This is a genomic window from Paenibacillus sp. FSL H8-0260 (assembly GCF_045040625.1).
Taxonomy (GTDB): Bacteria; Bacillota; Bacilli; order Paenibacillales; family Paenibacillaceae; genus Paenibacillus_AQ; species Paenibacillus_AQ odorifer.
Genome location: NZ_CP150298.1, coordinates 4,435,612 through 4,455,890 on the forward strand (window position 1 = coordinate 4,435,612; position 20,279 = coordinate 4,455,890).

17 protein-coding genes are annotated in these 20,279 nt (G+C 42.2%); 4 read left to right on the top strand and 13 right to left on the bottom strand.

What is annotated here, in order from left to right:
* Positions 1-359: 359 nt before the first annotated feature.
* Positions 360-1,025, bottom strand: coding sequence for a CAP domain-containing protein (locus MHI51_RS19755; protein ID WP_081387123.1), 666 nt, complete (start codon positions 1,023-1,025; stop codon positions 360-362).
* A 435-nt stretch (positions 1,026-1,460) separates the two neighbouring features.
* Here MHI51_RS19755 and MHI51_RS19760 point away from each other — a divergent pair, with 435 nt between their 5' ends.
* A complete protein-coding gene (locus MHI51_RS19760) occupies positions 1,461-2,450 on the top strand; it encodes a ketoacyl-ACP synthase III (protein ID WP_076276140.1) in 990 nt (329 codons plus the stop codon).
* A 17-nt stretch (positions 2,451-2,467) separates the two neighbouring features.
* On the opposite strand, the gene MHI51_RS19765 is transcribed toward MHI51_RS19760, so the two are convergent.
* A complete protein-coding gene (locus tag MHI51_RS19765) occupies positions 2,468-3,049 on the bottom strand; it encodes a LysE family transporter (RefSeq protein WP_076276139.1) in 582 nt (193 codons plus the stop codon).
* Between the two features lie 114 nt (positions 3,050-3,163).
* On the opposite strand from MHI51_RS19765, the gene MHI51_RS19770 reads away from it, so the two are divergent.
* Complete coding sequence (locus MHI51_RS19770; protein WP_076276138.1) at positions 3,164-3,718, top strand: helix-turn-helix domain-containing protein; 555 nt, start codon at positions 3,164-3,166, stop codon at positions 3,716-3,718.
* Between the two features lie 77 nt (positions 3,719-3,795).
* Here MHI51_RS19770 and MHI51_RS19775 read toward each other — a convergent pair whose 3' ends face one another.
* Positions 3,796-4,914, bottom strand: coding sequence for a copper amine oxidase N-terminal domain-containing protein (locus MHI51_RS19775; RefSeq protein WP_405173205.1), 1,119 nt, complete (start codon positions 4,912-4,914; stop codon positions 3,796-3,798).
* 254 nt (positions 4,915-5,168) lie between these two features.
* Between MHI51_RS19775 and MHI51_RS19780 the strand changes: the two genes are divergently transcribed.
* Positions 5,169-5,795, top strand: a complete 627-nt coding sequence (locus MHI51_RS19780; RefSeq protein WP_248548571.1) for a glycoside hydrolase domain-containing protein — start codon at positions 5,169-5,171, stop codon at positions 5,793-5,795.
* 668 nt (positions 5,796-6,463) lie between these two features.
* Here MHI51_RS19780 and MHI51_RS19785 read toward each other — a convergent pair.
* Both MHI51_RS19785 and MHI51_RS19790 read right to left on the bottom strand, forming a co-directional pair.
* Positions 6,464-8,293, bottom strand: coding sequence for a M56 family metallopeptidase (locus MHI51_RS19785; protein WP_405173206.1), 1,830 nt, complete (start codon positions 8,291-8,293; stop codon positions 6,464-6,466).
* Positions 8,293-8,682 (bottom strand): BlaI/MecI/CopY family transcriptional regulator, encoded by a 390-nt coding sequence (locus tag MHI51_RS19790; RefSeq protein WP_076143756.1) that lies wholly within the window; start codon positions 8,680-8,682, stop codon positions 8,293-8,295. Before MHI51_RS19790 ends, MHI51_RS19785 begins: the two co-directional genes overlap by 1 nt.
* Before the next feature lie 275 nt (positions 8,683-8,957).
* Between MHI51_RS19790 and MHI51_RS19795 the strand changes: the two genes are divergently transcribed.
* The gene (locus tag MHI51_RS19795) at positions 8,958-9,347 is read left to right on the top strand and encodes a hypothetical protein (RefSeq protein WP_076217867.1); all 390 of its coding nucleotides are present in this window, start codon (positions 8,958-8,960) and stop codon (positions 9,345-9,347) included.
* Positions 9,348-9,484: 137 nt separating this feature from the next.
* Here the strand turns inward: MHI51_RS19795 and MHI51_RS19800 are convergent, their stop codons facing one another.
* The 8 genes from MHI51_RS19800 to MHI51_RS19835 all read right to left on the bottom strand — a co-directional run bounded on the left by MHI51_RS19800 (position 9,485) and on the right by MHI51_RS19835 (position 20,152).
* Positions 9,485-10,360, bottom strand: coding sequence for an amidohydrolase family protein (locus MHI51_RS19800; RefSeq protein ID WP_076276136.1), 876 nt, complete (start codon positions 10,358-10,360; stop codon positions 9,485-9,487).
* The gene (locus MHI51_RS19805) at positions 10,347-13,517 is read right to left on the bottom strand and encodes a GNAT family N-acetyltransferase (RefSeq protein WP_076276135.1); all 3,171 of its coding nucleotides are present in this window, start codon (positions 13,515-13,517) and stop codon (positions 10,347-10,349) included. Before MHI51_RS19805 ends, MHI51_RS19800 begins: the two co-directional genes overlap by 14 nt.
* A gap of 252 nt (positions 13,518-13,769) precedes the next feature.
* Positions 13,770-14,945, bottom strand: coding sequence for an MFS transporter (locus MHI51_RS19810; protein WP_342409934.1), 1,176 nt, complete (start codon positions 14,943-14,945; stop codon positions 13,770-13,772).
* A gap of 179 nt (positions 14,946-15,124) precedes the next feature.
* Entirely contained in the window at positions 15,125-16,144 is a 1,020-nt protein-coding gene (locus MHI51_RS19815) for an LCP family protein (protein ID WP_076276133.1), read from the bottom strand.
* 30 nt (positions 16,145-16,174) lie between these two features.
* Positions 16,175-17,296, bottom strand: coding sequence for an FtsW/RodA/SpoVE family cell cycle protein (locus MHI51_RS19820; RefSeq protein ID WP_405173207.1), 1,122 nt, complete (start codon positions 17,294-17,296; stop codon positions 16,175-16,177).
* A gap of 138 nt (positions 17,297-17,434) precedes the next feature.
* Positions 17,435-17,935: a hypothetical protein gene (locus tag MHI51_RS19825; RefSeq protein WP_143761876.1), complete on the bottom strand. Its 501-nt coding sequence runs from the start codon at positions 17,933-17,935 to the stop codon at positions 17,435-17,437.
* 123 nt (positions 17,936-18,058) lie between these two features.
* Complete coding sequence (locus MHI51_RS19830; RefSeq protein WP_076301712.1) at positions 18,059-19,444, bottom strand: HAMP domain-containing sensor histidine kinase; 1,386 nt, start codon at positions 19,442-19,444, stop codon at positions 18,059-18,061.
* Positions 19,445-19,447: 3 nt separating this feature from the next.
* The gene (locus MHI51_RS19835) at positions 19,448-20,152 is read right to left on the bottom strand and encodes a response regulator transcription factor (protein ID WP_405173208.1); all 705 of its coding nucleotides are present in this window, start codon (positions 20,150-20,152) and stop codon (positions 19,448-19,450) included.
* Between the last annotated feature and the right edge of the window lie 127 nt (positions 20,153-20,279).

Genomic DNA, 20,279 nt, shown 5'->3' on the forward strand with positions numbered 1-20,279 from the left:
TCCAGCCCGCCAGTAAAAGTATTACTCTACATAATTGCTTGCCATCGCGATTGAAGATTCTGAGATTTCCGGACCCAGAGGACGTTATTCCCAATTTTTTGGCCTGTGGAGCAGAGTTTCGGACTCCACTGACGCTATCTCATATAAAAAGACTCATATTGAGTGTTTTTTTGTGGGAATAGCTGCTATACAGTCCGCTAGGATGCAAAATATGGACCAATGACGCGTTTAAGGTCAGCTGTGTCCGATGGGCTTGGTCTGTACAATTGTTATTGGATCAAACGAAGCAAAGTAGGGATGCCCAACAGCCACCTTTAGCTTATTAGGACACCCCTGTTAAGTTTATTACATTACTCGCTCTAACCAATAAATTCTTGAACCCACTCGCTGTTATAGTAACCTATTCCAATTTCTGTGAAGCTGCTATTCAGGATGTTGGCACGATGACCAGGACTGTTCATCCATTGGTTCATTACTTCTTCTGCGCTCGACTGACCTTTGGCGATATTTTCCCCTGCTGAATTGTATGAGATCCCGAATGCTTTCATCATATCAAACGGAGATCCATACGTTGGAGACTGATGGTCAAAATAGTTATTGTCATACATATCCTGCGCTTTAGCCAAAGCCATTTTCGAAAGTTCGCTATTTAAGCTAAGAGGCTTCAAGCCTGCATTCGTTCTTTCTTTATTCACCAGATCCAATACTTGCTGTACCGATTGGGATGTATTGGTGGATGGTTGTGGATTTGCAGACTTCTGTGGGACAGCAGAATGTTGCGGATTTGCAGAATATTGTGGTTTGGCCGATTGCTGCGGATACGTTGTTTGATCTGTTGTGCTTCCTGTAGGTGGATTGGTACGGATGAACCCATCCAGCCATTTCGTTACATCGCCAGGAACTTGTTTAGTCTTAATTGTTGAATTCCCTGCATTCTCCGTGGAAATGGAAGATGCTTGCGTTAAAGTTGAACTTGAGGCAGTTTTACGAGCATGATTGTCAACCTTCGTTTGTTGAGTTGTCATTTGGTTGTTGGCCGAGTGATTACCCGAACAAGCAGTAACGAGTAATAGCGCTACTATTACGATAAATGGTTTAATTAGAACCCCTCCTGATTTGGCAAAGTAGTGACTTAATCGAATAAAGTTTTTGTAAAGTACCCCTGATTTATTCATCCCTAATTCAAAAATATAAAAAGCAAAAAAGTCCACTCGCAACATGGTTGCTGTGGACTTAATCTTAGTGGATATTTTAGATGCGTCGATATAGTTACATTTATAGTAAATTATAGAATTTTTTGCTAATTAATGTTATGCTTTGTTAAGATCATAAAGTATAACATCAAATAAGATTTGGACAAACAAGCTTATAGAAATGAGCAGGCGTTGTTAGGTAAATAGATACTTTTAGATTACTTAATGTAATGTGATTGCAAAATTATTACAAGGAGTGATCATGCTATGTTAGAAGGTATCTCGATAAAACAAGTCTCCATTTATTGTCCTGAAAGAGTGATTAACAACCAATATTTTATTGACCATTTTCAAAAGCAAGGTATAGATATTAAGCGGATTCTTAAAAAGACAGGCAGAAAAAACCGCCATGTTATTGAAGGAACGAAGGAGAACTCGTTGACGATGGCGATTAATGCCGCTCAACAGGCAATTGATGCTGCATCATTGAAATCTGCAGATATAGACCTGATTCTTTTTTCCAGCTCAACTCCGGAATATTTATCACCTACGAATTCATTGCTTATTCACAAAGCTATCAAAGGTAAAGATGATACGCTTTGCTATGACTTGAATGGTAATTGTATAGGAATGTTTATTGCGGTTGAACAGGCTGCTCGTACTTTATACGATGATCCTGATAGAGATAGAGCGTTGGTTATCGGTTCGGATTTTTTAAATTTATGGGCTGATCCTTCACATCCAATAACATATTCAATTTTTGGCGATGCCGCCGTAGCCCTCATTTTAGAAAAAGATCATTCAGAGAGTGGATTAATTGACGTAAGGTATCTTTCGGACAGCCGTTTTACAGAAGAAATTGTGTACCCCGCTCAAGGATTGGCTAAGTCTTTGCGTGATGGGGCTGAACACCGCTACTTACACTGGGGGAGATTCAGCGGAATAGACAGTGTACGATTTGCGGAAGCATCTATTGTTGAATTATTAAACAAACATCACCTAACATTCGAGGATATACAAGTTTTTTGTTTTTCACAATTTACATTGGCTAATATTAAATTACTTCAAGTTAAGCTGAACCTGGATCAACATAAAATTATTTATGTAGCCGACGAATATGGCTATACAGGCACAAGCAGTCCCTTTCTGGCCTTATATTGTGCTATTGAACATGGTTTGATCAAACGTGGCGACAACTTATTATTTTGGACATTGGGGTCAGGTTATCAAGCCGGTTCAATGTTATGGCGTTATTGACATGGGGCTCCATTCATTCATCCTATCACTATCGAAACTCCACAATACACTAACAACAATCCCATAAGTATATTAAATTGACTTCTATATCTAGATATCATCTTTTTGAAAAGAGAACCACATAAACACCAACTAAAAGTGCCCATAAAACCGATGAAAGCTAAGACTATAGAGTAACTCAATAAGTTAAAATAGGAAGAATGAGAGGTAAGAATAAATGTAGATGTAACTGTGATTCCATATAATATCCCTTTAGGATTAATAAATTGTAAAAGCATACCCGCAATAAAACTGTTGTGTTTATCGCCACTTCCATCACTTTCTTGATGTTTACTTGTAATAATTTTAAATGCTAAATAAAACATGTAGACTCCGCCTATCACAGCCATACTAGATTCAATCTTAGGGATAAAATTGATCAGAAGTATATTAAAATAGCAACATAACAATATGATCACGAAAAAACCTGTGCCCACTCCTAAACAAAATCTCATTGTTTTTCGTAAACCAAACTGGTTTGCAAAAGTCATTGCCATAATGTTATTAGGTCCCGGAGTAAAGCTAGCCACAAATGCATATAAAAACAAAGAAACAATCACTGAATTACACCTCGTTGTATGTTATAATGTATTTATCAGACGCTATAACGTCCTTATGTGCGTTTTATTGTATATCCTGGTCGTTATAAAGTAAATAGGGATAGGAGAATTACCGTGGAAGAGATAAATCAAATCATTGCGGAGAATATAAAAAAGATTAGAAGAAGTAAAGATTTAAGCCTGGAAAAGGTGGCTGAATTAACAGGAGTAAGCAAAACAATGATTGGTCAAATCGAAAGAGGCGAATCGGCACCTACCATTACAACCATTTGGAAGATCGCCAATGGATTAAAAACTTCATTTTCTGCGCTGATAGATTACCCAAAGCCTGACACAAGAGTTGTATTAAGAAATGAAATTCAGCCACTGCTTGAAGACAACGGAAAATATCGGGTGTATCCCTCTTTCCCATTTGATGAAAGCAAACGATTTGAGGGTTATACGGTTGAGATAGACGAGGGTGGATACCTTGATGCCAATCCACATATGGAAGGAACTGAAGAATTAATCACTGTATTTGATGGTGAATTGTCTTTGCGTGTCGATGATGATGAATATCTATTAAAATCTGGTGATTCTATCACGTTTAACGCAGACAAACCCCATGTATATTATAATCCAGGACAATCATTGACCCGTTTAAGCATGATCTTATATTATTCTAGTTAGCAAAAAAAGGAAGGTTCTTAAACCTTGGGATCAAATCTTACTATGATAACCTGCGGAGATAATACTCAGCCTCCCCATTATGAACCGTCCAGCATTAACTTATAAACCTTACCGTCTTTTACATATTCATTATTAAAAAGCAGGGCATCCCCTTCTCTTTTCAGGAATTTCAGATTGTCTCCAAAAAAAGGAAGGTCGTTTGTTTCGGCATATTTTTGCTGTTCTACGTCAAGAAGTGCCTTGTACAACAATGTTTTGGCACCTGTTTTACGATCTATCATCATGAGGAAACCTTGCTGATTGGACCGAATCAGCAGAAAATCCTCGTCCATTCCCTCCACTAAATAATTACCCGAATTACCACCTAGGGTGTTCAGATTAATCGTCTCCTTTACGTTCCCTGTTCCATCTTCAATTAATCGTAATATTTTCCCATTGGTAAGCAGGAGCTGATCGCCAGCTATTTTCACATTGTCACCATAACGAAGATGGTACCCTACACTTGCGTGCCGAATGACCATTCCATCCTTAATAATCATCGTATACCATTTATTATTGATATGTGGTTCTCCGTAAACATCTGTTACGGTTAGATAGATTAGACCTTTCGGCGTCTTCTGAAAATCGAATTGAACAGCATCGAATAACTGCGAACCAAGGTTCGTTAGCAAGCGAGTTTGTCCTGCGGAATCTGTTAGATATAAACCCCCTGTTTTTTTATCCACTGTATAAGTAGATCCAGCAAATTGTGCGCTGGCACTAGCATAGTTCAATAGCCCAGTTGCTGTATATATCCTCTTCGTCGCATCCCAGCTGACCGTTGTTCCTCCTAATGAATTTACAAGAAAACGGGCAGGTACATAGAGTTGACCATTAATTTCAAAAGGAACACCTTCTACACTTACCAATTTACCATCAAGGACCCCCTGTTTACTTCCAATACGAACGGCTATCTTTTTTCCCCATCCAGTAAACTCCGCTCTTTGATGCGATTTAACCCATACAACCTTAAGTCCTGCCGCTTCCCAGTGACTGGCTGAAACATAAGTAATCCCATCCTTTACTAGTGCAGCGCTCGTACCTTTCCCGCCTCCATCCATAATGAAAGTGAAGTAAGCGGGCAATGCCGCATTCGCAACTGGAGCAGCAAGCAATGATGCAACAAGTATTGGAGCTAGCAACCATCTTTTATCCATGTCTTGATCAACCTCCATGTTAGAAAATCATAAATTCTTCATAGGGTATAGATGCAGTTTAATTCCAAAGGTTCCTAGAAGTTAACAATAATAGTAAATTCTAAGATCAAAGTCTCTCCTTCTATTCACCCTCTCATCTGTCTCTTTTTCTCTCATTTCGTTGTTCCCCCAAGAATCTGTGAAAGTTTTCTCATAAATTGATAGGGAGGTTGGCGCCAAACCTTAAACAAAAAAATTGAAAGAAGGCAATTACAATGGCTTTAGGTTGTGATACAGCTACAAATGTAACAGCAGCAAGATTAACTACACTTAAAAATAATAAATTCACATTCGTTTGCCGATATTTAAATCGCGTGGAAGGATACCAGGATGGTCTCACCTCAGCTGAGATTACACGGATTTCAGATGGGGGATTATATATCATATCCCTTTATCAAATCAGCAAATCGCTCGATCATTTTACGAAAGCCAATGGGGTTAAAGATACTGAAACGGCTGTAGGCTTAGCAAGTGATTTGGGACAAACCAGCAGCACTCCGATTTATTTTGCGATAGACCGCGATATGACCTCTACCGAAATCACAAACAATATAGTACCTTATTTTCAAGGCATAAAATCAGTGCTAGACAGCAGTACTAAAAATTCCAAAGGTTATAAAATGGGTATCTACGGATCACGAGCAGTCTGCTCTCATATTCGAGGCACTAATTCCGCCACAACACGTTACACCTTCATCGTAGATAATGACTGGCAGGGAACCTTCGAGGATTGGAACCTGCGACAATATAATTTCAACACTGAGGTAGGAACAAGCACCGGCAAAATCAACGTAGACTATGTAGAGTCCTCCTCACATAGCGGTGGAGGCTGGAAAAAGTAATTTATTCCTCTTTTATCGGTGACGAGGCGTCGTACGAAAGCAGATTATGATAGATTCAAATAAAGTCTCGTTATTATAAAAATAGTAAAAAGACAACCAGGCATGGATTATCCGATTATTGGAGAAGCTCTGCCTGGTGTTTCTGGTTTGTAGCGGTTTGTTTAAGCAGATATTCATAAATCGTAGCTATCCGACTTTAATGTCTTCTTTGGGCAACCCTCGGAGAAAAATCCATAGAATTTTCCAATGTCCAGCCGAATTACGATCGAGCATCCATTCCACACTGACAGCAACTCGCTTTCCTCACTGATAGCAGCTTGGTTTCTTCACTGACAGCAGCTTGCTTCCGCTATCCTCTCCCCGTATATTTTATCGCTGTAACTTTATGCAACCTATGAGATAACTGCACTCTATACACTTATTTCGTCTGTAAAAGGCTAACTTCTCACTTTAACTGTATTCTATACAATTAAAAATCACAGTTATCAGCTTTAGCGGCAAAAAACTAAAAAATAGCTGTACAAAATACAACTATCTTCATGAGCGAGTTTTTCGAGCGAAAATAGCTGTACAAAATACAATTAAAAGCCGCTACATATTAAATTCGTCCGCTCTCCATATAAAAAAGGGGCGAGATCTTTGTAGATCACCCCCTGCTCCACTTGCTTCTATTTAGAATCGCCCATTTGATCATATGCTGGATCATACGTCCACTTCAGGCCGTTGTCCTTACTCGACAGATAGATGGTACCTACAGTGTTGCCCTCTTTGCTGAGCAGAATAGGATACAATCCTTCTTTTCCATTAAAAATAGGTGAAAGCGGCGTTTTTTGATATTCATTAAAGGTTTCCGGAAGGGATACCACGAGCTTTTCCCATGACTGCCCCTTATCTTTGGTCCAATAAATAACAGGCCCATTATCTTCATAATATCTGAACCCTAAGAATCCGATATCCTTGTTAGAAAACCCTGCCCCGGCTAAACTTTCCGCGTATAAATCGTTAGGATTTCCAAGCTCCGTCCATGTCTTCCCGCCGTCAGAGGTCTGGTATACATAATTTAATGAGCGTCCCACGCCTGCAGAACCTCCGGAGACGATCCATCCATTTTGTTTGTCGGTAAACCCGATGAACTTGGCGTCATAACCCTTTGCACCTGCAATGTTGTAGTTATTCCACGATTTCCCCATGTCATCACTGATTAATACATGTAGAGGGGATTCTTTACCATCCGCAAATCCATATACAATTGCAGTTTTGTCCTCGGAGATATAAAATCCGGTATCCGCTCTCCCCATCCCCATTTCTGTTCCAGTCGTATCAAGTTTTAAAGGCGTTTGCGCTTGGATCTCCCCTTTCCGATAGGAGACAGAGACATTACCATCCTCGTCCATGGAATACGCATTCCCAGCGTCATGCACAACCACTTGTTCGCCACTAGAGCTGTAGGAATAAATAGTACCTGGTTTGAGCGCCGCCGTATCTGTAGATTGGCCGGTTAGGTTGGTACAGGCTGCTAGCACTGCTGTTACACCAACCACCATTAAGACCGCAAGAAATGCGCCTACTCCATTTCGTTTTTCTTTCATATTTAAAATACTGCCAAATCGCTGCTTCATCGAGTGTTTTCCTCCTGCAAAATTCGTTGATAAAGCTACATGCCGTGTAGCATTACTTTGCATAACCGATAAAATGGCTGCGCAGTATTTCTTTCGATATGCCGCATTTTGCTTACGTACAACGGTGTCATCACAATAAATTTCAATTTCGCGGACAGCTTCGCGTGCCATGAACCAGACCAATGGATTAAACCAATGCAGTGCCTGCACAATCAGTAGCAGTAGCTTATATATGATGTCATGCCTTTTGTAATGGACCAGCTCATGTTTTAAGATAAACTCCAGCTCTTCGTCACTATATTGATCATGCGGCAAGAATAGTGTTGGCTTATAAAAACCCATTAGCATCGGATTCGGAACTTTACTGCTTATCAGAACCGGAATGGCGGTTGTTACATGCATTTCTTTAGCGACTTGTTTGAGCTTGGCGAACATATCCTCTCTCTGAAGAGGGCTGCTCCAACGTAACACCTGTTTCCTGAAAAAGAAATAACTCAGCAAATGATACCCTATAAAAAGCACAGCGCCAGTAACCCAGATGTAAGCTAAAATATTAATTATAGAAGGGATATGGCTTACATCCCCTGTCTGGACCGGCTGAGAGATTACTGGCGTATCCGCCTGCAAATTCTGGGACACTGAACTTTGAAAGACAGTTGCTATGGCCTGACCTTCGGGTAGCTGAATCGCCACAGGAGGATTGGTAAAGGAAAAGTTGAATGGCAACAATAATCGCAAGGTTAGGATCAACCATATCCAATAGCTCAACTTAGCCGAATAATGTTTTCTTAACAAGGGAGTTAATGTGATTAAGCCGATAATAACTAAACTAAGGGTCACAGAAATAACCAGAAAATCTGTAAAAAGACCTGTTATCATCAGGATTCCTCCTTATCTACTCTATCGAGCAGTTCCCGCAACTCAGCAAGATCGCTTTTATCAATCGCCTTCCCGTTGTATAAGGACATCACCATATCCTGCACAGAGTTGCCAAACAGCTTTTCAAGCGTAGACTTCCCTTCGCTCTCTTTATAATCTGTCTCAGAAATTGCAGCGAGATAACGGTTGCTCCGCCCTTCTTTTTCGCAAGATAGAAAGCCCTTTTCAACCAGCCGTGACAGCACTGTCATCAAAGTTGCAAGCGCCCACTTACGTTTATCCCCCAGTTGATTCAAAATATAAGAGGAGCTAACCCAACTCTCGGCTCTCCAAATCACCAGCATAATTTCCAGTTCAGCATCTGGCAAGCGTTTGATTTTGTTATTCATCCATATTTCTCCTTGTTATACATTTGTATAATATATTCATTATACAAACGTGTAATTAAAAAGCAAGCACATTATTTCTAAAATATGTATACATTCTTAGACGTTTATTATTTTAATAAAGGTTTCCCAAGTCCATTAGCAAATAATAAATAGAACCCTAGGAATTTTTATAAGATTCCAACAATGAGATAAGCAACGCACACTCAGCTGAAATTTATAACTATTTTGGAAACTAAGTGATTGGTCTGCATTATTCTTAAGTAAGGAGGTAGGTTATGAAAAAATTTAGTATTCTATCATTTTCACTGATAATTTTACTGATTTTATTATTTGTATTAGTCAGACCCACGCAAAAGATCGTAAGTGTGTATCTTGCATCCGAAACAACAGAAATTACTTATACTGACCGTGAAAGCCTTCAAATCTTCGAAGATGCTATAAGAACTGTAAAAAAAGTACGCGGGTCTGTTGATGTGGGTGAACCGACTTATCGAATGACTGTTACTTACGCTAATTCAAAGGTGGCCGGATTCAGCCTTTATATGGATTTTAAAACGAAAGATGGTTTCCTGATTAAAGCTAGCAATAGCGAAAAGATGCTGGATTTAAGAAATAAGAATTCGGTTGAGCTAGCTGATCTGTTAAGTAAAGAAAAGGAAGATTAAAATTTGGAAACTCAATCTAAAAATAGGCATGGTCATCATACAAATGTAAAAACAAGCCATCCTTTAGTACTAACTAAGGATGGCTTGTTCGTAATTATATTATTTCCCTGCGCTTCAGATATACTGTCCCGCTCCGCTCAGAGCGCTGCAATTCTCTGCTGGATGCGTGGGAATAATGCAAAGGCATTCTCATAAAATACTTTCTCGTGGTGCTGCTCAGGCACAAGCCGGCGGACGAACTCCGCATAGAGATCAATAGGCGCGAGTGGCCAATCGGTACCGAACAACATTTTTTCATAGTGATCAGAGTACACCAACGCCCGGCGAAAATGATCCATAAACAGGGGTTCATTCATGAACCGCTCAAAATGAGGCCGATCACCAACAACGAGACCGGACAAATCGGCATAGACGTTCGGATTCTTGGCGACCACTTCGGCAGCATCCATCACCCAGGGATCGCCTAGATGGCAGACCATAAAGTTCACGTCGCGCCGTTGGAACGCCAGTTCGTCCACGGTAAGGGGATGCGCATACTTAAGCAATCCATTCATCGAATACGTATCACCGGTATGAATAACTACAGGCGTGCCGTACTTGGCGGCCAGCTCATAGATCGGCGAGTAGATTTTGTCATAAACGTAATGATGATAGTACCCGGCATAGAGCTTAATACCAGCTACCTCAGGAGCTTGCAGCCTTGCCTCTATTCGGTCCAGCTCATCCAAAGCATCCTTTCCTCCGAGCATATTCGGATTAATGCCCACGCATTCCATTAAGAATGGCGGCACACTGGCTTCCAAGTCGAGTCCCATCGGATTGGGAGAGGCAGAGTCAGGGAAAGCTCCCTTCGTCTGCTCCGTGACCCCCATTCCAATGCCGAGAACAACGTCGTTCTTGTCAAACTCCGCTTTGAGCCCAGCAGCTGTGTAATCAACTTTGGAGAGATCCAGTGCTGTCTGATGAAAGCTATCGATGTCCGACAGATGAATGTGAATATCAATGATTGGCATTTATAGTCTCCTTTTTGTCAGAAACACTAGCAAAGGTCACCTTCATAAGATTACGAACTACCTCTGGATCCAGAGCGAGCTCTCCCATGATCATGAAGGTCGGCTGTGTCCAAGCGGTTTCTCCGTTCAGAAGTAGTAGATGGTGATTCACACCATATGTGAATACCTTATTGTTCACGTAAGACATAGCTCTCTGATTAGGATAACTATGCACCACATGCAGCATGTCTTTACGCGAAGTTGCACCGATTCGGATAAGTCCCTTGGATTCCAGATGGGCTTCGACCTTCCCGATAGGGAAGTTGCCTTCCTCTGGGAGATCCATCCAGCCTTCCGAATAGATTGGTGAAGGCTTAAAGTAACTATCCTCGGATAGCGAATAATGCGGCAGCGTCATTCCACTTTCATTGGTTACTGAAATCAACACACAGAGCACAGGGACTCCGGGCAGCATAAGGTAATGCTGATTGATCGTGATCCCCCGGTTTGCTTCCTGCTTCTCCATCGAAGTGGTCAGTCTCAATCCCTTCCAGACGTTGCCGTGATCATCCATCTGCTCCGTCCAAGCTGCGCTTCTTGGCTCCTGCAACCGGCTAAATCCGCCTATGCCAGATATACCCACACCGAGTCCACCATGCCAAGGATTCCACCAGGAACGTGGTTCAGCTTTCGGAAAGGTGCTGTCCAGCCACTCTTCTCCTTGGTGCTTCAAGGAATGCACAACGCTGCCGAAATCAGGAGCAGCTGCAATAGATAGAACTCCGTTGCTCACTGTGTAAACGGGACCCGCAGGTCCTTCTTCTATCCCACAAACAACGCTTGTTTCCGTTTGTGGAAACCAGAGGCCTGTTCGCTCTTGAATGCGATCCTCACCACGATAGACGACCCGGACCTTACGGCCAGATTCGTTGTGTTCTGGTGATTCTGTATCCTCAGTAGAGAGTTCAAAACCAGCGGAGTGCAAATTTTGTCCTCTTTGCAACTCCATCTCAGCGACACTTCGCTCCTCTTCTCCATCAGCCTGTACATACAATTCAAGGCTTCCATCAAGCGGTGTCATCTTTCGTTCGATTAGCTCGGCATGAAGTGCCCCTGCCGCAAAAGGATTTCCACCGCCGAGCGTTAGCTCAAGATGGTCATCCAACACCGGTATGACCGAATTCTGCTGTTTTAGGGCAAAGGCGCGGAATTCCGACCACTTAAGGAAGGTGTTAAGAGCAAACACCATAGTTTTTGTCCGTACGACATCTCCAGCGGAGATTCGGCCAAGATTATGCTCCAGCCCAAGCGGGTATTCCGGACGAAGCAATTTTAGCGAAGGATCCCAGCAGATTCCGCATGTGACGTTCTCTTCCTTGCAGAACAACCAGTTCTCCGTAATTTGTGCACTGTCCCAAAGACTTGGATCGCCTGAGTAAGCATCGCCCATGTCCACGTATTGGCCCTGATATGGCAAGATGAGCTGTTTACCGAAAAAGCCGAAATTCGTTAACAGATACATGTCTTCTTCCAGGATATCACTATTGGTATTGCAGACCTCGCTATAAAACTCAGCGATTCCGTTGGCAAATAGCTTAGCCACTCTTTTTATCTCAAGACCCGGAAATTCTTCCGACTCGTAAAGAGCTTCGAGAACCTGGCTCTCCCCTTCAGAATAGATCTTTACTTCTTTGGCCTGTTTCTTAGAGAATTCTTCTGCGAATGGCTTGCCTAACTTCGGATGGGTCAACCAGAAATTATGGCTCGAGCCGGGATATTCAATCCACATTCCATTGTCGGTATTATTAAGATGAATAGAGTAAGCGCCATTCACAGCCACCCACTGATCCCCGTTTTCCCCGCCAAAGCGGCCATGCGTTCCCTTCATTAGAACGGATAGTTTGCTTATGAAGGTGACTGCCTTCTCTCCAACCGGAACGGCCGTTACCTCAATAGCCTGTGAATAAAGACCGTATGAAGTTAGGGTATAGGGTACTTGAATAGAAGCCTTACTCTTAGCTGGAACAGTAAAGCTTACTGTACGGTCCGCCCATACGAGGAATTCGTCTTCGGGCAAATCAAAAGAAAATTCTGCTTCTGCAGCAAAATTATTCTCCACATTAAGGTACAGTTCCGAAGGAAGACCCAGATACAGTTCCCGGTGTGGCAGCGCTATCTTCATTTTGAGTGGAAATTTAGGAGCAACGCCAATGCGGAATTCCGCACGCTTGCCACCGATGATCCACTTGCTCATAACAACGGGGTGTGTCTTCTTATCGTTCTGCTCTTCCCGAACTGAATCAAGCTCAAAATCACCTTCCACGATAACCGTTTCACCTGGAGCGAGTATTCGCGCAGCAGATAGAGCAAAACGGATATTTTTATCGTTCTGGCCTTCGATCTCAATGGCCAGCTCAGACGTCGAACGATTCTTGATGCGATAGCGAATCTTGTAGGTCGAACCAAACACAAGATCATGATCATCAATTTCCGTAGAGATTTCATAGTCTGGTGTATCAAGAGCGGTCAGACCGCGGCCAGTCTTCTCGAATTCCGCCCGCAAGGAGAGTTTTCCCTTTTGCCAAGTGTAATCAAAGAAATCAAAGCCACGCTCCTGGCGGCCATCTGGCTGGATGGGAAGTTCACGGGTACTGTCTGCATACCAATCCAGTTCTTCAAAATAAGGAGCAAGTGCTTCCGTTTGCAGTACTGTTGGAATGAAGTTCATCAGATGGACGTAATCTTCATTTTTCTCCCAAAAAAATCCGCATTTCTTATACATCGGTACGGCTTTCGTATTACCTGCCCAAGTGAACAGATCAAGACGTGGCCAGCCCGCTTCTATTGTTTGGCGAACAGCGTTCAGAATCAGATTGCGGCCAACCTTGTATCCGTGATAATCGGGGCGTACATTCAATAGCGGGACATACAAAGCCCCTTCATCTTGACGGTAGTGGGCGAAGCTGCAGAAGCCGACTACCTCTTTGCCATCAACGGCAAGAAAGGCATTAAGATTGGACGAGATCTCCATCTCACGGCGCACACTGTCCTCAGTTCTTTGATTGGTGCCTCCGCCCCAGCTTTCGTTGCTGCGGTTCCACATTTCTGCGACCGCCCCAGCATAAGAAGAATCGTATTCGATAATGCGGATTTGTTCCGCTGTAGTATTTACAGTCATGCTTTCATCTCCTTATTCCTCAAAAAAATATGAGTATGTATTCGTATAAAGTTATTGTGGATAACCTCTCTACAACATATTGAAATAACTCCTACGAGTTCTTATTATACTATTAACTGGAAGCTCAATACGAGGTAAAAAACTCTTTCTCCTTATTTTCTACATAAACTCACTGCCAGCAGAAAGCTACAAAAAAAGCTGTCGAGTCACCCTCGACAGCCTGAAGCTGCTCCTAAGAGCAGCCTTTCTTCTTTAACAACTCTCCACACGATCCGCCGCTTTTTTCTTCATATTAGCGAGACCTACAATACATATCAACAGTACGCAGATAGAATAAGGAAGCGCCATATTAACGGTGTATAAGGCCGTTCCTATAACTGGCCCTATGAATGACCCGCCACCTTGCAGGGCCGCAATAAAGGAAGCAACGCTTCTTTGCTCATGGTCTTGAACCGCCATTGAAGCACCCGCACTGTAGCCGAGCAGTGTAAAGCCGATGCCAATACCCAAAAATGTAAAGTCTACATACGCAAATCTGATGAACAATAACAATCCCAGCAAGCCTAAGGCAACAAATAAGAGTCCCACGAGCAGCACTTTTTTAGGATGCCATTTGAGATACTTACTGATTACAATTTGCGAGAGCACTACCATTATTCCAGAGATCGCCAGCCCCATTCCAATTAACTGAGTGGCTTGCTGAGTACTGTAACCCAAGCTATCCTGCACAAAAAATCCGATAGTAACCTGCACGATATTCAGAGCAAACGAAAGCAAAAGTCCAATCCATAAATAGAGGCGTATCCGTCGATCATTGGGGGAAAGTGAAATCGCCTGCCGCTCAATCTCAATATTCTTTTCTTTAGGAATAAACACCAGAAACAATATAGCCAAGGTGAACAATAAAATAGCGGCCGCGTACATTGGTGAGGTCAGGCCCAGTGAAGCCATTCCTCCACTCATTGCGGGTCCTACTACGAAACCAAGACCGTTGGCCGCACCAAATAATGCCATTCCTTGTGTACGGGTTTCTTTTGTACTCCAGCCCATAACATAAGCTTGTGCTAATGCCGGAATTCCTCCAAAGAAAAAGCCAGCGATTGCGCGAAGTAAAAAGAACCTCCAAAACAGACTCTCTTTACTCTGTGCATTTACTGCATAATCAGCCAATAGTGCAAAAATAATGAGTGTGGCCATATAGACGAACATAATCGAAGCAAGCAGCCACTTTCGGCTCATAAACGTTTGTTTTTCCCAGAAATATCCTCCGAGCAGCCAACATAACCCCGCCACCGATACTAAACATCCTGATTGAAAATCACTCAGCCCCAAATTTCGCGCAAGCGGACCAATAATCGGATTAAAAGCAGCTATTGAGATCATTCCTGTAAGTACGATTAGAAACATAATACCCCGTCTGTATTTCATAAAATTCCCTTCTCCTCTCAAGTAAACCAGAAACAATATACGATTCGTTATAATCGCTGTGTTTATGGTACTATGCATGGAAGTCAGGCCTCTACCTCTTGGCGGATTACTTTACTGGTTAGCGGGATTTATAGTAGAACAAACAAAAAAACCTGCTCTTAAGAGCAGGTTTATAGATGTTAATCCACCGTCCCAACATTCTCCAAGTGTAATGAGCTTTCGGAGCTGACGCCTGCTTCCGTACTCAGAGTAGTAAGTGCTTGTTTTAGATCCTCTTTATTCACATAGACATACGGACTCTTCCAAAGAGATTCCACATGTAAGGAATTAATATGCTCTGGTTTAAGTTTAGGGAAGTTGAATAACCACTGCTGCAGATCTGCTTGAGGAATATCCGTCTTCACATTTTCACCAATGATATCCAATACATTTCCCCATTGGGACACGCCTTGGAAATTCCCTAGCTTATCCAGGATCTGCTTGATTACTTGCTGCTGCCGATCATTACGCTGGAAATCGGAGGATTCAGCCGTTCCTTGATTCGATTTACGGTACCGCACAAAATCAAGAACTTGTTGGCCATCCAGCTTCTGCAAGCCTTTCTTTAAATCGATGTGTGTACCATCTGCCGTATCGGTATATTTCATATCCATATCTACATCTATAGTCAGTCCGCCAAACAAATCCACGGTCTCCTGCAACACATCAAAATTCACCACAACCATGTGATCAATCGGCAGACCGAGCAAATTGCTGAAAAACTCTTTTGTATTCGGAATAGCCTCTGTTTTGTCTTTTATGTAATGATAAGCATAATAATAATTGGCTTTACGGGAAGGTAACGATTTAGGTTTTAGCAACAAATCCCTGGGTAAAGATAAGAAACTCGTCGATTTCGTGTCCGGATTGAAGCTGACAAGCATCAGAACATCAGTATTCATTACCCCACCGCCACCGTCCCGGCTATCTACCCCGGCAAGCAGAAAAATCATTGGTTCAACCGATACCGTCTCCTTTTTTTCCTCTGGAGCAGCAGTGGGTTGGATGGTGACTGGAGCTGCCATACGCTGTATCGCATCATCCGTCTTTTTGTATAAATACCCTGCATATACTCCAATCCCTATAATAGTTGCGCCTAAGACAAGACCAATGCTCGTCAGAATTTTACGGGTTGTTGTCCACTTGCGTTTGTTAGACATAATTTCCTCCACTCAGTTCCAATAGCTTATTCAATCAGCACTTTCATCCTTATGAACTTTAACACTTAGCACTATGCCAATCGCTATCATATTAGTTAGCAACGAGCTGCCTCCATAACTAATAAAAGGCAATGAAATCCCCGTTAGGGGCAGTAACCCAATATGCATCCCAAGATTAACGGAAACTTGAAAGATGAACATAGCGATAAACCCGGTGACAATATAGGTACCCGCACGGTCCCTACTATCCAGTGCAATAAAGATCATTCGGTACACGAGCAGCAAATAAAGCATCAACAGCACGGATGAACCTATAAAACCGTATTTTCCCCCGACGACTACATAGATCGAATCGGAATACGCATATGGAATATATCCTTTTCGCAAAAAAATACCTTCACTGCCCGATAATCCCCCGGAGCCAATGGCTATCATTGCGTTTTTTACATGCCAAGATTTATCAGGATCGCTCTGCGGGTCCAAAAAGGCTTGGATTCGTGACAGTTGATGGGGCTCGACAATCTTGGATAACAGGTCGAAGTTAGCATAATACAGGCATAGTATCGTGCCGATCGAAATAATCACAACACCAAGGATCAGAATCATATATAGAGCACGGATGTTACCAATCCACAGCATACTAAGTAATATGCCAGCAAATACGAGTGCTGTACCCAAATCGGGCTGATCCATTATTAAAATGAAAGGAATTAAAAAAACGAAACAGACCGGCACTAAATCTTGAAAAAACCGCAGCCGCTGGCCCTCTCGTGTACCTAATAGATGAGCAATGAGCAACACCGTACATATTTTAGCCAGCTCGGAGGGCTGAAGCTGAAAGCTCCCAATACTTAACCAACGCACAGCACCATTGAGGTTTTCTCCAACCAGCTTGACTAGTACTAGTAAACCTATGCCTACGCCATAAAAGAGATACGCTAACCTGCCTAATAGAATCTTATAATCTACCAAAGCAATGAATAACATGGGTAGGCAAAATAAAGCAAATAAATACAAATAACTTATGTAAAGACCGTCTAACCGCGTATCTGTAGTCGCTTCATAAATAGCAACAGTACCCACGCCAACTAAGCAGGTGGTGAGAAAAAGTACGGATCTGTCCAGCTTTGCAATTTTGGTAGAGACAAGCATTTACAACCTCTATTTAATTTCTGTAGTTTTCTTGTTGTGTACGGGTTATATGCATGAAAATGGGTATTACAAATAATCCGCTGAGCACTTTTACTTTTTTTTTCACATTGAAGCGCTACGGATGATTAGGTTGAATGATTACCTCAGATCATATTTGCCCTGATACGCCTTCTTCGATAACAGCTTAAGTTTATCTTCACTTAGCGTATAAATATCCATACCATTACCTGCCTCACCCAATGACCAGCCCAGTGCAAGCTCGTTATGGCCATCTTCATCAACGTCAAAGAATCCGGCATAATCTAGACCATACCCAAACCCCTCAACCTCGGAAATCTTCTGCCAAGCTTCATTTTCCTGCCTTAACAACATTGCTTTTATAGTGTATCCTTTGTTTTTACTGTACTCATACACAACTACAGCTTCGTCGATTCCGTCTCCATCCATATCGCCAAAGGAGATGGCATTATCTTCTTGTCCCTTCATCGGAGTTATCAATTGAGCTTTGTCTGGAAGCCACTTAATAAATTCCTGGCTCGTTTTGTCTCGCTGCAGATTTGCTTCTGATGATGGAGGTTTAATCAGCTCTCCGGGTGTCGCCGGGACTCCGCATCCTCCGAGCAAAAATAAAGTTGTCAATAGGGTACCTCTTTTTATGAATTTGCTCGGCATTTGGATCATCGACTCCTCGCTTGTCCGCATATATAGTATTTTATCTGTGAAAGAGATGAAAGTGGTTATGAAATAGTTAAATTTGAATTCTTATTCTATCGGTAAGTCAAATTGGACAATCGTTCCTTTGCCTAAAGTGCTGCTTATTCGCAGCTCTCCATGATGCAATTTAATGATCTGTTCCGAGATGGATAATCCCAAGCCGCTGCCCGAAGCCTGTTGATCCCCTTTGTAGAATTTTTGCCGCACATTCTCTAAATCCGTCTCAGCGATGCCTGAGCCTGTATCCTCTACAGAAATCACGACTTTCCCTGGAACCGTATGAGCGGTGATAAAGATTCGACCTGATGAACCAGTAAATTTGAGTGAATTATCAATGAGATTAATCATGACTTGCTTCACACGATTCTCGTCAGCTTGAATCACTGGCAGATGTTCTTCTATTTTTACATCTAGTGAGATGCCTTGTCGGGTCGCTCTAGGGGTAAGTTGTCTGCCGATATGCTGCAGTAGTTCTGTTAGATCCACAGATGTGAAGTGAACGGCGATTCTTCCGTTATCCAACTTGGAGAAATCCAATAATTCATCCACCATATGAGTTAACCTGTCACTTTCGGATTCAATAATATCAAGCCCATCATAAAACAGAGGTTGATTACTCACCTCACTCGCCTTTAAGGTAATTGCCCAACCTTTGATCGAGGTCAAGGGCGTTCGCAGTTCATGGGATACGGAAGCGATAAAATCATTCTTAAGCTGTTCACTCTTGGAGATTCGGCTTGCCATCATATTTAACGTATCCGCCAATGAACCCAGCTCATCTTGATAGCGCTTATGCACTCTGATGCTGAAATCACCTTCGGTCATCTGGTCTGCTGCCTGCTTCAAATCTTTAATGGATCTGGTTATGGTCCAAGACAGTAATAATCCAAGTAAGGTGACAATGCCAATGACGATGATCCCCACCCCGATCAGTAAAACCGTAATCTGTTTAACTGTATGTATAGTTTCCGTTAAGGACGTGATAAATCTGACTCCCCCCACGATGTTTCCATTCGCTTGTAAAGGATAGGATACCGCGTAAATCGCTTCCTCTGTGTTAGGGTCCGCACCTTTCCAACTGCCGGGCTGCCCTTTTATTGCTGCTTGCACATCTATGTACTCAGTCATAGTAAGATCGCCTTGAAGTCCATTTGAATCCTGCAACAGCCGGCCTTCAACATTAATAATCTGTACCTGTGCATCGGAATGACTCGCAAAACCCTTCAGTAACCTATCCGATTGTTCCTCCAGATCCTGGTCCCCAAAGTATTGCTGAAAAAAAGAAGCCGATAGCTCTGCTTGATTCATCAGGGTTTCCTCTATGTTATGAAAATAATAATATCGCACAGATACATTAAGAATGATTTCAAGAATGAGCACAGTAAGACAGATGACTACAAAATAGCTTCCTACTAATCTTTTCTGAATCCCCATTCTTCAACCATCCTTTCTAAAGCGGTATCCGAGCCCCCATACCGTCTCAATCCAAAGCGGACTAGAAGGATCAACCTCAATTTTCTCTCTTAACTTACGCACATGAACATCTACCGTCTTAGGATCTCCAATATAATCCTCTCCCCAGACAAGATTCATTAATTCATTCCTAGAGAGTGCTGTATCCGGATGCTCCAGAAAGGTCTTCATCATCTGAAATTCCTTCGGAGTTAATTCAATGCTGTCATCCTGCTTAAACATCTTGTTTGCATTCAGATCCAGCCGAATCGGTCCAGCTTGAAGTATCGTTTTTTGCGGCTTGAGAGCTGATTCTGTACGGCGCAAAATCGCTTTAATACGTGCTACCAATTCTAATGGATTAAAAGGTTTAACAATGTAATCGTCAGCACCCATTTCAAGGCCATTGATTTTGTCCAAATCCTGTCCACGTGCGGTTAAGAAAATGATGATGACCCCAGCGTCTTTCTCTCTTAGCTTTCGGCATATTTCGAACCCATTAGAGTCAGGCAACATGATATCCAGAACCAGAACATCTGGACGGCTCACCTCAAAGCTCTGCAATGCTTCTTCTCCACAAGCAGCTTCACTAACCACAAACCCGTTATTCGTTAAATTTATAGATATAAAACGTCTAATATTATCGTCATCTTCCACAATAAGCACATGATTGCGATCAATAGTATCCACGATTTCCACCCCTATTACCCAGAGTCTAAACAAGTAAAAAAACAAAAAAACTCTCCCGGTAAAGAGAGAGTCTTGTCTCAGATCCCTATAATTAAATCACAAGTGGATATTACTCTAAATCGCTATA